At 45.9% G+C, this 14,920-nt stretch carries 16 protein-coding genes; 4 read left to right on the top strand and 12 right to left on the bottom strand.

Annotation, left to right across the window (positions count from 1 at the left end):
• Positions 1 to 7 precede the first annotated feature (7 nt).
• The 9 genes from BN6539_RS13635 to BN6539_RS13595 all read right to left on the bottom strand — a co-directional run bounded on the left by BN6539_RS13635 (position 8) and on the right by BN6539_RS13595 (position 8,892).
• Complete coding sequence (locus BN6539_RS13635; protein WP_082907524.1) at positions 8 to 439, bottom strand: DUF2383 domain-containing protein; 432 nt, start codon at positions 437 to 439, stop codon at positions 8 to 10.
• Between the two features lie 239 nt (positions 440 to 678).
• Entirely contained in the window at positions 679 to 1,935 is a 1,257-nt protein-coding gene (locus BN6539_RS13630; RefSeq protein ID WP_067539652.1) for an AfsR/SARP family transcriptional regulator, read from the bottom strand.
• 58 nt (positions 1,936 to 1,993) lie between these two features.
• A complete protein-coding gene (locus BN6539_RS13625) occupies positions 1,994 to 3,415 on the bottom strand; it encodes a UDP-N-acetylmuramoyl-L-alanyl-D-glutamate--2,6-diaminopimelate ligase (protein WP_067539649.1) in 1,422 nt (473 codons plus the stop codon).
• Between the two features lie 118 nt (positions 3,416 to 3,533).
• On the bottom strand, positions 3,534 to 4,460 hold the full coding sequence (locus BN6539_RS13620; protein WP_330385089.1) for a cation diffusion facilitator family transporter: 927 nt from the start codon (positions 4,458 to 4,460) through the stop codon (positions 3,534 to 3,536).
• A gap of 59 nt (positions 4,461 to 4,519) precedes the next feature.
• Positions 4,520 to 5,281 carry an NAD(+) synthase gene (gene nadE, locus BN6539_RS13615; protein WP_067539647.1) on the bottom strand — a complete coding sequence of 254 codons (762 nt, stop codon included), beginning with the start codon at positions 5,279 to 5,281 and terminating at the stop codon, positions 4,520 to 4,522.
• Between the two features lie 11 nt (positions 5,282 to 5,292).
• Positions 5,293 to 5,826, bottom strand: a complete 534-nt coding sequence (locus BN6539_RS13610; RefSeq protein WP_067539644.1) for a cysteine hydrolase family protein — start codon at positions 5,824 to 5,826, stop codon at positions 5,293 to 5,295.
• A 1-nt stretch (position 5,827) separates the two neighbouring features.
• On the bottom strand, positions 5,828 to 6,730 hold the full coding sequence (locus BN6539_RS13605) for a ribokinase (RefSeq protein ID WP_067539641.1): 903 nt from the start codon (positions 6,728 to 6,730) through the stop codon (positions 5,828 to 5,830).
• A 10-nt stretch (positions 6,731 to 6,740) separates the two neighbouring features.
• On the bottom strand, positions 6,741 to 7,655 hold the full coding sequence (gene rihC / locus BN6539_RS13600; protein WP_067539639.1) for a ribonucleoside hydrolase RihC: 915 nt from the start codon (positions 7,653 to 7,655) through the stop codon (positions 6,741 to 6,743).
• Positions 7,656 to 7,995: 340 nt separating this feature from the next.
• A complete protein-coding gene (locus BN6539_RS13595) occupies positions 7,996 to 8,892 on the bottom strand; it encodes an alpha/beta hydrolase (protein ID WP_067539637.1) in 897 nt (298 codons plus the stop codon).
• Between the two features lie 167 nt (positions 8,893 to 9,059).
• On the opposite strand from BN6539_RS13595, the gene BN6539_RS13590 reads away from it, so the two are divergent.
• Complete coding sequence (locus BN6539_RS13590) at positions 9,060 to 9,587, top strand: TetR/AcrR family transcriptional regulator (protein WP_067539634.1); 528 nt, start codon at positions 9,060 to 9,062, stop codon at positions 9,585 to 9,587.
• Between the two features lie 405 nt (positions 9,588 to 9,992).
• Here the strand turns inward: BN6539_RS13590 and BN6539_RS13585 are convergent, their stop codons facing one another.
• The 3 genes from BN6539_RS13585 to BN6539_RS13575 form a co-directional block, all read right to left on the bottom strand.
• Positions 9,993 to 10,601, bottom strand: coding sequence for a glycosyltransferase (locus tag BN6539_RS13585; protein WP_067539631.1), 609 nt, complete (start codon positions 10,599 to 10,601; stop codon positions 9,993 to 9,995).
• Positions 10,602 to 10,792: 191 nt separating this feature from the next.
• The gene (locus BN6539_RS13580) at positions 10,793 to 11,002 is read right to left on the bottom strand and encodes a hypothetical protein (RefSeq protein ID WP_067539628.1); all 210 of its coding nucleotides are present in this window, start codon (positions 11,000 to 11,002) and stop codon (positions 10,793 to 10,795) included.
• 17 nt (positions 11,003 to 11,019) lie between these two features.
• On the bottom strand, positions 11,020 to 11,823 hold the full coding sequence (locus tag BN6539_RS13575; RefSeq protein WP_067539625.1) for a DAPG hydrolase family protein: 804 nt from the start codon (positions 11,821 to 11,823) through the stop codon (positions 11,020 to 11,022).
• A 168-nt stretch (positions 11,824 to 11,991) separates the two neighbouring features.
• Here BN6539_RS13575 and BN6539_RS13570 point away from each other — a divergent pair, with 168 nt between their 5' ends.
• From BN6539_RS13570 to hydE, 3 genes are all read left to right on the top strand, one after another.
• Entirely contained in the window at positions 11,992 to 13,389 is a 1,398-nt protein-coding gene (locus BN6539_RS13570) for a sigma-54 interaction domain-containing protein (protein WP_067539619.1), read from the top strand.
• A 76-nt stretch (positions 13,390 to 13,465) separates the two neighbouring features.
• The gene (locus tag BN6539_RS13565; RefSeq protein WP_067539617.1) at positions 13,466 to 13,711 is read left to right on the top strand and encodes a TM1266 family iron-only hydrogenase system putative regulator; all 246 of its coding nucleotides are present in this window, start codon (positions 13,466 to 13,468) and stop codon (positions 13,709 to 13,711) included.
• Positions 13,704 to 14,744 (top strand): [FeFe] hydrogenase H-cluster radical SAM maturase HydE, encoded by a 1,041-nt coding sequence (gene hydE / locus BN6539_RS13560; protein ID WP_242869416.1) that lies wholly within the window; start codon positions 13,704 to 13,706, stop codon positions 14,742 to 14,744. The genes BN6539_RS13565 and hydE overlap by 8 nt, the downstream gene beginning before the upstream one ends.
• Positions 14,745 to 14,920: the final 176 nt, after the last annotated feature.

Genomic DNA, 14,920 nt, shown 5'->3' with positions numbered 1-14,920 from the left:
TGCTTTTTTACATATACGGCATCAATTTATCGTAGAGTTCAGATTCAATATCGACGAGCCGGCTGGCAAGATTCACTTCTTCCTGGCCGGCTTTTTCAAATTCGTTCATATATTTGTTTAAGGACTGCATTCCCATATTGCATCCGTCAGCTAACAGTTTTGCAATGTGACTGTCGTCGTCATCCATCAGCATCTTTACTTCCGTGGTGAACCACATCATGGCCTTTGCCACGGTAGGCGGATCTTTCTCGTCTTTGCCGTAATCGTTGAGCATCTGATGGCATTCGTCTCCAATTTTGACATGTTTTTTGTTATATTCGTCGATCAGGTTCTTCAGTTTCTCATCTCTTACAAACTCCATTACCTGACCAAAACTGTCTGTGGCGTTTTTACATCCCGAATTGACCTCTTTTAAAAGTCTTATACTATCTTCATTCATCAGTACTTCCCTCCTTTTTTGTTAGTATGCGCATCAAAAAATAAAAAATACCGCTTCGGCCTGGCCGAAACAGTATTTATGGCAAAAAAGGTTTACAGGGAGCCTAAAAGGCTCCCGATGTAAGGGGGATTAGCAATTTTAATTAAATTAAATTTGCTTTGCAGTATGTTGTGTGTGTGTTGTGTGTCGTGTGTAAATAACTCATATGAATTATTTAACTGCATTATAGACTACAAAGGTTATTTTTCAGTTATCTCTTGTTTCATCCCACCTATATGTCTGGTTTCAAAGTCTGAAGGATTGATTTTGACGGCTTTATGTAAGATGCCAAAGGCATCGCTGCTTTTATTCTTGTCAAAATATTTTTTAATCCTTTCAGCAATAGCCAGGGTATTCTCTTCTGTTACATCCTCGAATATGACGGCAAACTGCCAGGGCGTTACTCTGGAAAATACATCTCCCTGCCTGAGACCAAAGGCCAATGCCTCTCCCAGAATATGCAGGTGCTTGTTCTTTTCTTTCAGGTCTACCGTGACGCCCTTTTGCGCTCCTAAAGTATAGAGGCACAAAAACGCGTCTTTCTGAATTCGTTCAAGACGCCTTGCCGTCAGCCTGTAAATCTGTTTAAATTCACCATATTCCACGTTGAAGGTCGCCATATAATTTGTATTCTCGACGAAGTCGTCTGTCAGCTCCTCTGCAGTCTGGTTTTTCTTTGGCCGCTTCTTCATCAATTCTTTATAGGCGTTCTCAAATTTGGTATCGGGTGTCGTACCGTATTCCTGCTGCATCAGTTCTTTGACCCGTGCATACAGATCTGATGCTGCACTGTAGTTTTCCAAGGACGCATAAGCTCTGATCATATGATAATAATAATCTTCTGTATAAGGCTGGATCAAAAGCGCATTTCTGCAAATCTCGATAATCTTCTGATAATTGCCCTTCTTGTTTAAAAGCTCTGTACATAATCGAACGGCTGACAAGTACATATCTCCATAATGGGTTTGTATCGAGGCCGCCCAAGGCTCCTTGCGGGCATCGTGATGAATATTGCCTCTATAACATTCTACTGCCTGCAGCAAATACTTCAATTTCTCATCGTCACTCAGGGCAGATTCCTGTGATAGCGTCAGGTATTTTTCGAACTCATATACATCCACCGTATAGGGCACGTCTTCATTAAAAGTATAAGAGCCGCTGACACTGGGAATAACCTGCTTGCCGGGCAGGAAGCCCAAAGAGTCGATTTCTTTTCTCAGCTTAAAAATCAGTCCTTTCAGAGAGTTGGCAGGATTTGAAACCTCCATCTCCGGCCAAAGCATTTCAATCAATTCGTCCTGAGAAAGCTTACGGTTATGATTTAAAAGAATATATTCAAAGAGAACCCAAATCTTATTCGATTTGTTCTTTGATTCGTTTACACCGATGGCCTTATCTCTATAACGTATTTCTAGTCCCCCTAGTACCTTTATCACAAACTTTTCATTTGGGTCCATACTGCTTCCGTTCCTCCTCCATCATCAACACAACATCACAACTTTACAACACTTTATTTCACAATTTTTTCAAAGCTTTCTTTGCAGCCTCATTGTCACCCATCCACGGCCCCCTGCCGTGTTGATAGTACATATAAGACTCATCGCCTTTGCCCAGGATCAGAACGCAATCCCCCGGTTCTGCCGTACGCACTGCCGCTTCTATCGCTTCATATCGATCTGCAATGAAGACTGCCTTGCCTTCCGGGATGCCGGACATAATCATAGCCGCAATCTCTTCAGCCCTTTCGTCTCTGGGGTCCTCCTCTGTAACAAATACTTTATCACAGTATTTGCCGGCAATCTGGCCCAAAACCTTTCGTTTTACCTTGTCTCTTTTTCCCGCGCAGCCAAAGACTGCATAGATTTTTTTGCCCCTTGCGATTTCCTGTCCATACTGAAACACTTTTTCGAAACCATCCGGGGTATGGGCATAATCTACGATCACATGAAAGTCCTGTCCCTCAGCAATATTCTCCATTCTGCCTTCTATCTGAGAAATCTTCGTGAGACGAGGCAGCATCTCTTCAATGGCCATGCCCGCTTCATGCATTCCAGCAATAGCGCCTAAAAGATTATAGATGTTATACAAGGCCACCAGGTTGGTCTTAACCGCATAACGATTTCCGTCGTGAAGCAGATCAAAGACGGAACCGTCAGGTGATAACTTCACATTCTCCGCCCGGTAATCGGCATCGGCATTTACGCCATAGCTGACATATCTGCAGCTTACGCATTCTGCCAAAGCTTCAAAACTGATGTCGTCGGCATTCAAAACCGCTACGCCGTCTCGTTTCATATTTTTAAAGAGGATTTTCTTTGCTTCAAAATAGTTCTCCATGGTCTTGTGGTAGTCCAGGTGGTCGTAGGTCAGATTCGTAAAAATGGCCACATCAAAATCCACCGCATCCACCCTGCCCATGGCAAGACCGTGGGAGCTGACCTCCATGGCAACGCCTGCCATGCCGTAATCCGTCATTTCCTTCAGATTTTCATGGATTTCAAGAGCATCCGGCGTAGTCAGATTTGGGATTTTATTGACGCTGCCATACCTGACGGCGATGGTTCCCATATAACCGCAGGGTTTATTGTAAACATCACTGATAATGCTGGTGGTCGTCGTCTTGCCATTGGTTCCTGTCACCCCAAAGACGGTCATTTTCTGACTGGGATGCCCGTTAAAAAGATCACAGATCCGATTCAGTTCCTCGTTTACATTATCTACCTTTATATAAAATACGCCTTGGCACTGCTTCAATTCATCACAATGAACCACTGCTGCAGCCCCAGCCTTACATGCCTTCTCGGCAAATTGATGCCCATCTGCTTCCAGCCCTTTCAGGCAAAAAAACAAATCTCCTGCTTTTGCTTTTCTTGAATCTATGCAAAGTCCCTGAATTTCAATTTCCGGCGCTCCTTCAAACATCTCTGATAAAAGCATATACTGCCTCCTTATCATTTATCTCAATATCATTTACATTTTATTATAGTATCTTCCCCACCACATGTCAAAATAAAACTGCAATCTGTTATATTTTCAACAGATTGCAGCCGCAGAATTATCGTCTCTTTGTCTTTTCTGATGGCGGCAGCGGGTTGACATGTACCATGCAGTGCTTTACCGCCGGAAAGTTTTCTTCCACCGCGTGATGCACCCTTTCTGCGATTTGATGACTTTCCGTCAGAGGCTGACTGCCGTCAGCCGCAATTTCTACGTCTACATAAACCTTTGCGCCAAAGAGTCTCGTCTTAATTTCATCAATTCCTGCAACACCTTTTTGCTGGGCGATGACAAGCCTCATGTCTGCTACCACTTCATCTGGCGCAGATTTGTCGACCATCTTATCCATGGCATCCCGAAAGATATCATAAGCGGCTTTTGCTATCAGCATACAGATGATGATACTGGCTAAAGGGTCCAACACGGGATAACCCAGCCTGGCTCCCAAAATGCCTAGGAAAGCGCCCGCCGATGACAAGGAATCCGATCTGTGATGCCAGGCATCCGCCATCAATGCTCCAGAATTGATACGTTCTGCTCCTCTTCTGGTGTACCAATACATCCACTCTTTCACGATGATAGAAATCACAGCTGCCGCTAAGGCTAATCTGCCCGGTATTTCAATACCTTCCGCACTGAAGCTGAGAATCTTTACAACTCCCGTATACCCGATACCAAGGCCTGTGGCCGCAAGTACCACTGCCAGTACCATGGCTGCAACACATTCCATTCGCTCATGCCCATATTGATGCTCCGTATCTGACTTCCGGCTCGACAGATTGATACCGATGATGACGATAATCGTACTGAATACGTCTGACGCCGAGTGTACGGCATCAGAAATCATCGCACCGGACCGGGCTATGATTCCAGCCAGAAGTTTCATTACGGACAGTAAAATATTAACAACGATACTGACGACGGAAACCTTCATTACAAGGTGATGGGCTTCCGCCGGATCGTAAATCTTTGCTCTGTTTTTCACGATAACATTCCTCCATAATTATCTTATTAATATGAGAGGAATCTCGTTACAAAACTTTATTAGTCCGCGGCTTTTATCGGTCCGTCATATTGAAAGCTAGGCATTAATTCCAGCTTGAACTTATTCATTCTCCGTTTCTGGTCGATTTTCGCCTTTACTTCTTTGTCCTCACAGACACCTGTACGGATGTAATTGTCAAGAACAGCATAGGAAAAGCCCAAATTCTCCTCATCTGTCAAACCGGAAAGGCCATCTATCGGCGTCTTGTGGACCAGCTTCTCCGGCAGTCCCAGTTCTAGGCCTACGGCTTTGACCTCCTGGACAGTTAAGCGGGAAAGCGGGCTGAAGTCACCTGCTGCATCCCCGTACCTGGTCGCATAACCCACCCAATCTTCTGACAGATTACAGGTATTAGCTACCCGTCCGTTCATAGACTGCGCGACGGCATAAGTGGCCGCCATGCGGAGTCTGGCAGGAAGATTGGTCACAGTCTGTTTGGATACCGTGCCGGGCAGTTTCTTTTCCACTTCATGAAGCATACCCTCAAAGCTGTCCTTGATGTTGATAATGGCAGAATCGATTCCCAAGTGAGAAACGAGAAGCTTTGACGCGTCGATATCCGCTTGTTCTCCATTAGGCAGCAGAACGCCGAAAACGCGTTCTTTTCCCAAGGCTTCTACACATAAAGCCGCCACCACTGAGCTGTCTTTGCCTCCGCTGATGGCCACCACTGCCGTACAGTCTTTTCCATTCAGTTCAAAAAAGTCCTGAATCCATTCTACCAGATTCTCTTTTACTTTTCTTGCATCAAATTCATACATTTGCATCACCTCTATTTTACATTGACTTGACAAGCCTTCATGGCGGCGAGGGCATTTTGATGGCTCTCAGGCGTCACGCCTGCGCAAAGCGCTCCCTCTACGGTAACTGTCGTTTCTGGAAAAGCCGCCTTCAGAATCATTGCATTTGAAATTACACAGATATCTGTACAGACGCCGCAGAGTTCAATCTCCGCTGGCACGGCGGAAAGCTTTTCTTCAATCCACTGCGGAAGCTGCAGGCTTCCGAAAACCGGCTTATCCAAAACATCCTCTTCCACTGCCAAAACCTTTAGCTGATCAACGAGCTGCCAGCCCTCTGTACCCTTTATGCAGTGAGGAACGGGCAGGAGCTTTCCCTCCTGCGTCTCTAAATACTCTTCTCCATGGGTATCCCTCGTAAAAAATACGGGGTGGTCATCTTTCTGATAGGATTCAATTTTAGCTGCAATCGCCCCGATGATTTTTGCAGCTTCTTCGTTGGCCAAAGTGCCAGTGACAAAATCATTCTGCATATCGATTACTAGAAGTAGTTTGTCTTTGTTCATTCTAAATCTCCTTTTTCTCTGCCAAATCTGTATGCAATACTTCCTCTCTTTCAGGGATTGATGGCGCGGCGCCGGCACGGGAAACTGCAATCGCAGATGCTTTTGCCGCCAAAGTCAGACATTGCTGCGGTTCTTCGCCCTGAAGCATCGAGGCGATAAAATAACCGGTAAAGGTATCGCCTGCACCCGTCGTATCTACGGCTTCTACTTGGTAAATGCCCTGCCGGCAGCACCGTTCCTGATCCTGATAAACAGCGCCCTGGCCGCCTAAAGTCAGTACAACCTTCACGCCGGGAAATCGTTCCTTCAGCTCGTCTAAAATCTCCTCTGGCTTACAAACACCTGTAATCTGTTCGCCTTCAATCTCATTGAGCAGGAACATGGATATTTTGCCAAAGTCGCAGCCTTCCAAATTCTGATCGTAGGGCGAAGGATTTAAGATGATTTCCAAACCTCTTTCATAGGCTTTGTCGATAATATAGGACAGTTCGTTGATTTCATTTTGCAGAAGCAGGATATCGCCTCGATCAAATTTGGATATCACCCGGTCGACAAACTCCCGGGTCACACTCCTGTTAGCGCCTCCATAAAGCAGGATACAGTTTTGACCGTTCTGATCTACTTGGATTATCGTATGACCGGATTTTCCGGCAATGGTCTCGATGCAGGAAGTGTCCGCCCCGCTGTCGGCAACGGCTTTTCGCAGGATTTCTCCTTCTTCGCCGATCAGTCCAGCATGATAAACCTCTGCCCCTGCTCGGGCCAATGCGATAGACTGGTTGAGCCCCTTCCCTCCGCAGAAGGTTTCCATGGTAGAGGCAGCCAGCGTTTCTCCCGGCTGTACCATGTGATCTACCGCATACACATAATCTAAATTCAGCGATCCAAAATTCAGTATCTTCATCGGTTCACCCCTATCTGCAGAATTCACCTGCAAACCATTCTTCAAAAGCGACTTCATCTACGTCAACGCAGACATTTACATTCGGTTCCCGGCCTGGAGCAATGGGGTTCACTTTGCCTGCCACCGTAGCGCCTGCAGCATACCCTTCCGTTACCATGCCCACATACAATTTTTCTGTCTGAAACAGTTCTGGTTTGAGCATATAGGCCATAACACAGGCGTCGTGTATTCTCAGCCCCGATTCAAAGGTTCCGCTGCGGTAATGCTCGAACAAAGAGTACAGCATCTCGCCTTCTTTTCCGCTCTCTTTGATTTTCTCGATGGTGTCTTTCCGCAGCAGAGCTTTGTTGGTCACGTCCAGGCCGAGCATCGTAATCGGCAGCCCCGATTCAAAGACCATGTAAGCGGCATGAGGATCGTTATAAAGGTTAAACTCTGCCACAGTATTGGTATTGCCGCCTGAAAGGCCGCCGCCCATCATGACGATTTCGTCAATCTTCTCTTTGACCTCAGGATACAGCCTCAACAAAATCGCAATATTCGTGTGGGTTGCCAGAGCCGCCAGAGTGATCTTCTCCTCGCTTTCCATCAGCATTTCCCTCATGACCTCAACGGCGTGCTTCTGCAAGGGCTGTCTCTTTACCTCTGGAAAATCGTAGCCGTCCATCCCGCTGACACCGTGAATCTCCGGACACGGTTCCAACTTCTTCAGCAAAGGCGCGTCGCAGCCTTTGGCGACTGGTATATCCGCCTCCAAAAACTCCATCAGCTTTAATGCATTCTGCGTCGTCTTCTCCACTTCCACATTGGCGGCGACGGTACTGATTAGCTGCACGTTCAAGGCAGGATTCCGGACAGCGATCGTTATGGCGGCTGCATCATCAATCCCCGGATCTGTATCGATAATAATATTTCTCGGCTTCATTATAATCTCCTTTTCTTCTGCATGTTCTCAGGTCCATTGTACCATTTTGCAACAAACAGAGCAACTATATAAAGTATGAGCAAGGGACAGAAGGAAAATACACCGCGGTTTGAGCTTAAACACATGCAAGGGAAAAGTTACAACTGGTGAAACAAACCTCTTATGAATTTATGCGCAAAAAAACTCCCCCTGTCTTGATTTTGCAGCAAAGGGAGCTATAACAAAACCGCCCGTACAGCGCAAAACTGAACAGACGGCTATGCTATAGGATGTAACAAATTGTTGTGACAACTGAATTTTCTGCACTCAAATAATATAGTTGCTTAACGATGTTTTAAAGCTATTTAGAATATTGATCAAAAAAATTGATATAATCTTTAATTGCCTGTTCAAAAAAATCCCCCAAATAAATACCAAAATGCCCACATTCATATTCTTTTATGACAGCTTTTGGAGAAAGTTTCGCGCATTTGATCGTCGCATCAGCGGGAGCCAAAGTATCTTTTTTGCAAACTGCATAATAGATTGGCTTTTCTATATCTTTTGTATATCTGCTGGGGGAATATTTGAGAAATTCCAAAAGCGTTCTTGCAGGCGCTTTGTTTACAAAACTTGAGTTTGCAGGAATTTGTTCAAAAAACTCCTTATAGTCGGGAACTGCCATCATGGCGGCTTTTCCAGGAGCATCGCCTAATTTCAGCATAACCGGGTGATATCCTGTTAAACATGATAATAGGTCGGCTATGACAAGCGGAATTGTTTTTAAAGCGGTTAGCGGTGAAAGTGTACCCAAAGTGGCCTGTGTGTTTGTATAGGGGCACTGTGCTATGGCAGCAAGAATATCTTTTCGTTTTGCAGACAGAGTTATCACATGGCCGCCGCTGAACGAGCTTCCAAACAGCAGAACTTTACTTCCGTCAACCTTGTCGCTCTTTTTGATAAAGTTGATAGCACAATCCCAATCGACAAGCTGTTCTTTCACATTAATCCTCTGACGTTTATTTCCGTCGCTTGCCCCATAGTTACGATAATCAAATAGAAAACAGGCATATCCGGCAGTAGAAAAGCGTTCTGCATATGTGTTTAGCCGCATTTCACGAACACCACCTAATCCATGCGCCATTACAATGACCGGACACTTTCTATTCCCCTCTTCTTTGGGCAAATACAGCCATGCGCCGCACCTGGTTGCGTTAGAATAAAAATCAACATCTTCACGAATAAATTTTTGATTCATGTGCTTCCTTTCTCTCGCTTTCTACGAGCATACATTGTTTTATCCTAATAGGATTGACATATCTGTTTTTTTTATGATATGATACATTTTATATCTGATTCAAATTGTATCACATGGAGCCAATAAGTCAATCATTTGACCTGACACAAAATAAGGAGAAATGTCTTATGGATAAAAGAGTAGTAGCAAATCAGAAAGTAAAAGACAGTTTATTAAATGCACTTATTGAATTAGCAGAACAATGCAACTGGTCGACTATTTCTATTACTGCACTGATTAAACAGGCAGGAGTAGCGAGGTCTTCTTTTTACCGCAATTTTTCATCTATTGAAGATATTATTGACTATGGCATTGCAAAAATAAATGAAAAATATAATCAAGAAAATCCATCACCAGATGAAAATTTTCGTAATAAAGAATTGATGTATTTCAAATTTCGATTTTTTAAGGAACACGCAAGCCTTTTACTGACCTTTCATCACGCACAGACGCCGCAAACCCTGCTGGCGGTAATTAACGACTTTGTTGTTGATACTTATGGAGATATGCCGGCAAGTTCCATCTCAAAATATGAATTATATTACTATTCAGGCGCATTTTATAATATGGTTATTCATTGGTTGGAAAATGGCGCAAAGGAAAGTCCGGAAGATATGGCAAACGAGTTTTTACGAATCGCTAATGCTCGTGATTAAAAACAGATACATCTATACAGCGTAACGCAGAGAGCTCAATACGTCGCTTGGCGGTATAGGTAACAAGGGGGGCGGGTCTGCCGCAACTGAATAGGAATTGAGAAGCGTTGCAATCTTTTATTAGGATTGCAGCGTTTTTCTGCGGTCTGTTTAGCATTTGGGATTTTCCCCGTATTAAGAAGTGAGAAGACTTTTGCAAAACTGCCCTGTGCAGTATTGTAGGTAGTGAAAAGAGAAATACGAATGGAAAACAGGAAAAGACGGTACAGCCCATTGTAAACGGGGCTATACCGCCTAACCAGAAAATACTTCCTTGTAACCTCAATCCCTTCAAATAAGGGAAGTTTTTCCTCGAAATTGAATGATTAGCGGATAAACCGACGTTCATCTGCTCTTTATGATTATTCAGATCTGACAACTGGGCAGGAAAATCAACGGCACTTTCGTCCTCGCAGCTTCCGTCAGAAAGGTCAGTTCATACCGATATCCGTTGCCTTCTGTGGACAAGGCCATATCAAAGCACTTTTGGGGAATCCCTCGCAGCTTGCTCTGCACGTCGTCGCAGGAGATGCCTGTCGCAAATCGAAAGCGCAGAGATGCAAGGGTATTTTTCAGCCGATAAAAGGCCGGAACTTCTCTCTTCTTTAAGTTCCTGGTCCCCAATATGATGCTGTCTTCATGTTCTTCTAATTGGTCACAGACACGAAAGACATCCTCTGCCCCATACCATCCGTCCTCATCTACAGTGACAATGCCCCCCAGCTTTTCACAGTGTTTCATGGCATAACGCATGCCCGTCTTAATGGCTGTGCCTCTGCCCAGTTTGTGCTTATGGTGTAATACGGTCCCCCCTATTTCTTCTATCATCTGATAAATCCTCGTATAGACGATGTCTTCTCCGCAGCCGTCGTCGATGACGACAATCATGGTTTCCTCTCTTTGAACCAGTTCCTTTGCAAGCTTTACCAGCTTTTCGTCAGGACAGTCCGAAGGAATGATAATCCCAAAGTTCATTTCATCTACCTCCCTTTTCATCAACTTCATCAGCTGACAACTATACCATACACCTTTTCCTTGAATGTTTTGTGGAGGTGCTGTGAATGAAAATTCATTCTAAAAAAAGTGGCTGACGCCACTCCTATGAATTAAAAAAGAGACTGCGCACATCAGTTTGTACTCTAATGCAGCAGTCTCTTCTTTTCAATCTATTTTGCAAGTTTTTTGTACAAGGTAATGGTCGTTGCCACGCCGGATAATCCGCCGCAGATGATGGCCGTCACCACATTGCCTATCACATTGCCGCTTACAGAATCGGGTACGCCTTTTTCTCCGATAATCAGACCGATGACTAAGGCTGTCAGCACTGCGCTGACGATTGCGCCGATAACAAAATTTTTAATTGCGTCTTTTCCCATTTTCTTTTCCTCCGTTTTTAAAAATGATCTTTTTCTTCTTTATATAGATCCGGCAAAATCGTCGCCAGATGTCCAAACTCTTTTAAATTGTGTGCGAACAGTCCCATAGGAACTTCAACTGGAACTCTGACGCCGTCTGGCACCAGCTTTACTACTTGTCCGTTCACCAGACCCCATCCGATCCAAAATCTGCTGCGAAGTTCAATGCCGCCTTCTATCTCTCTGACCATATGGGTCATGACTGCTGCTACGCCTTGTCCTGGTACGGGTCCGTGTCCGTTTGCACACATCATGGCAGCGCAATCCTTCGTACCGACCTTTGACTCGTCGTATCCCAGCTCATGAGGATATCTGAATTCCAAGATCAAATCGTCAGGTCCTGCTCCGATGTCTTCGCGGACGATATGTACAGTGCCCCAGGTCTTCTCTCTCATCGGCACCTTCGGATCCAGAACTTTTTCCCGCATCTGCTGTCTGGCATAGAAGTGATCCTCAGGATCCCATATTCTGTATCTCATATCCTCAAGACCGTGCCATGCGAACCACCATTCGAACATTTCCGGCGTCACCCCCGGCATCTCCGTTCTGTTGGCCAGGTAGGCTGAGCCGTCTTCCATGACACAGTAACCGATTTCACAAGGTAGATAACCGGGTTCGAAGAGCTTGTTTCTGTCTTCAATTTTCAGGGCTAGGGATGGGTCGATTGGTCCCGCTTCAAGGACAGCAATCTTTTCTGCTGGAATCGGTGTAATTGGTAAATCGTAATATTTGGCATAAGGGAGTTTTCTCTCTTCTGCTGTTAGAACAGGTCTCTGACTCATAATCATTACTTCCTTTCGTTTTCTGATGACACATACTAAAGCAAGTGCCGTGCCAAGATTAAAAACCTCTGAAATTCAATGTTTCTAATTTTCTGCCAATGACAGGTTGTATAAATCTTGAACACATGTTAAAATAACACCTAATAAAAATTGTACAGTGAGGTTTCTATGAACAAGATTCATCTGACAAAAAAAGACATGCATACCCGCGGAGGCATCCTGGACGAACTGATGAACAATCTCTTCGATGTTTCCATTCTCATCGATGCGGACTGCAAGATTGTTCACATCAGTGAAAGTTCTTACAAAGACATGCCCAAAGGCACCAATGTCATCGGCCAGGATATCACCATTTTGGACAACATTTCTCCTTTTCGGAACGTGATGAAAACAGGCAGAGCCTCAACCGGCCTGCTGTTAGAAATTCATGGGCGCAAATGCGTCTCCAATATTTTTCCTATTGAAGAGGACGGGCAGATCATCGGCGCCATCGGCACTATCGTCTTCCGCAATCTGCAGCGAGTCAAGCGCATGTTCGCAGGCAGCGACAGCGGCGGGCCTGACGACCTGGGAGAAATCTACAACAGTATCTCCCGTATAGAAAGCGGCTACACCTTTCACGACTTTGTCGGCGAAGACCCTACAGTCAAAGATCTGATTGAGAAATCAAAGAAAGCAGCCGGCAGTCATCTGCCTGTTTTGATTATCGGCGAGACGGGAACTGGCAAAGAAATCATCGCCGGCGCGATTCACAATAGACGATATAATGAGCAGTACGCACCTTACGTAACCATCAACTGCACAGCCATTCCGGAAAATTTGTTAGAATCAGAACTTTTCGGTCACGAAAAGGGAGCCTTTACCGGTGCAGACGCAGCAAAGCCAGGCAAATTTGAAGTTGCAGCCGGCGGCGATATTCTCTTAGATGAAATCGGCGATATGAGCCTCTTCATGCAGTCAAAACTGTTGCGCGTGCTGGAATCCAAGGAGTTTGAACGGGTTGGCAGCAGCAGGATCATCCCTCTGCAGGCTGGCATTATCGCCTCCACCAACAAGAATCTCTTTCTTCTCAGCGAGGAGAAGAAATTCCGTTCCGACCTCTACTACCGGCTGAATACAATAGAACTGTTTGTTCCGCCACTGCGCAGGCGTTCTCAGGATATTCCTCTGCTGCTGGACCACTTCTGCGATGAACTGGAAACGAAACTAGATCTGACGCAAAGCGCTCTTCGTCTTCTGGCCGCTTATGTCTGGCCGGGAAATGTGCGGCAGCTGCGCAATCTGACACAACGGCTGGCAATTTTCTACGAGAACAAACAGATTACCGAAGAAGACATCGCCCAGGAACTGCGTGTGGGTCAGCGCACCTACAATGAAGCCTTCGGTTTCACCAAAGACGATGAGACCACCCCTTTATCCGTCATAGAAAACACTGAGCGGAGCGCCATTTTGATTGCCATGCGCAATCAAAAAAACAATATTTCCGCCGCTGCCAGGGAGTTGGGGCTCAGCCGCGGCACCCTGTATAACAAATTGAAAAAATATGGACTTGCTCCAAAAGGTTAAACACTGGAAAGTTGGTGTATAAATATACCAAAATCTGTGTTACAATATGATCAAATGCGAGAAGAAAGGAAGGACTATGGACAGCAGAGTTGCATTAATTTCAATCATCCTCAAAGATTCCGGTGTCGTGGAGGAGCTTAACGATATTCTCCATCAATACAGTCAGTATATCATCGGACGGATGGGCATTCCCTATCGTGAGAAGAATATTCACATCATCAGCGTGGCAGTCGATGCGCCTTCCGATGTGATCAACGCCCTCTCCGGCAAGATCGGCAGAATCAGCGGAATCAGCAGCAAGGTGGCCTATGCCAATGAATAGACATCTGATTGACAAACTGGCTGACGGCGGAGAACTGACCCGTCAGGAACTGGCGAGATTGATTACAGACGACAGCCGCGAAATCGCTGCCTATCTGGCAGAACGGGCAAATGCAGCCAGAGAACAGATTTACGGCCGCCAGGTGTTTATCCGCGGCTTGATCGAATTTACAAACTACTGCAGAAATGACTGTTACTACTGCGGCATCCGCAGAAGCAATGACGCAGTTAGCCGCTACCGTCTGACTGAGGGACAGATTCTTGACTGCTGCCGGCAGGGGTATGATTTGGGATTTCGTACCTTCGTCCTGCAGGGCGGCGAAGATCCTTACTGGACAGATGAACGAACCTGTCAGGTCGTCAGCGCCATTCGTCAGAGTTACCCCGACTGCGCTATCACCCTCTCCATGGGAGAACGGAGCAGAGAAAGCTATCAGAAGCTCTTTGACGCCGGTGCAGACCGCTATTTACTGCGCCACGAGACAGCCGATTCAGAGCATTACAGCAGGCTTCATCCAGCTGAACTGTCCCTGGCACATCGCCTTTCCTGTCTGCAGGCCCTGAAGGAAATCGGTTTTCAAACCGGCTGCGGCTTTATGGTCGGCTCCCCTTATCAAACCATAGATCATCTAGTCGAAGATCTATGTCTGATCCGAGAATTCAAACCGCAGATGGTCGGCATCGGACCATTTCTGCCGGCGGCAAACACGCCTTTTGAACGTGAACCTGCCGGTTCCAGTGAGCTAACAATCAAGCTGCTCAGTATAGTCAGACTGCTGCATCCGAGAGTTCTGCTTCCTGCAACCACTGCCCTGGGCACAGCGGAACACGATGGTCGGGAGAGAGGCATCCTGGCAGGTGCCAACGTCATCATGCCAAACCTGTCCCCACTGGAGGTGCGGGAGAAATATCTCCTCTACGACGGCAAAATCGCAACTGGAGACGAGGCTGCCGAAAGTATCCGTCATCTGACCGCCTCCATGAAAAAAATAGGCTACGAAATAGTCACCGCCCGCGGCGATTATTTAGTATAATATATTCATACGACGCACTTCATTCCGGCTGAAGCCGGGGAGTGCCAGTATAAATTCTGCCCTTTTGCCCCAAGCTTGCTTGGCTAGGCAAAACGAACAGCACAGGGAACGCAGTTCCCGGAGGAGCGAAGTGTTGCCAAGCCGCCCACTCATGTTCGCTGGGCAGAATGTCACTA

It is taken from the genome of Emergencia timonensis (genome assembly GCF_900086585.1).
GTDB classification, from domain to species: domain Bacteria; phylum Bacillota; class Clostridia; order Peptostreptococcales; family Anaerovoracaceae; genus Senimuribacter; species Senimuribacter timonensis.
This window is presented reverse-complemented; position numbering and strand designations above follow the sequence as displayed.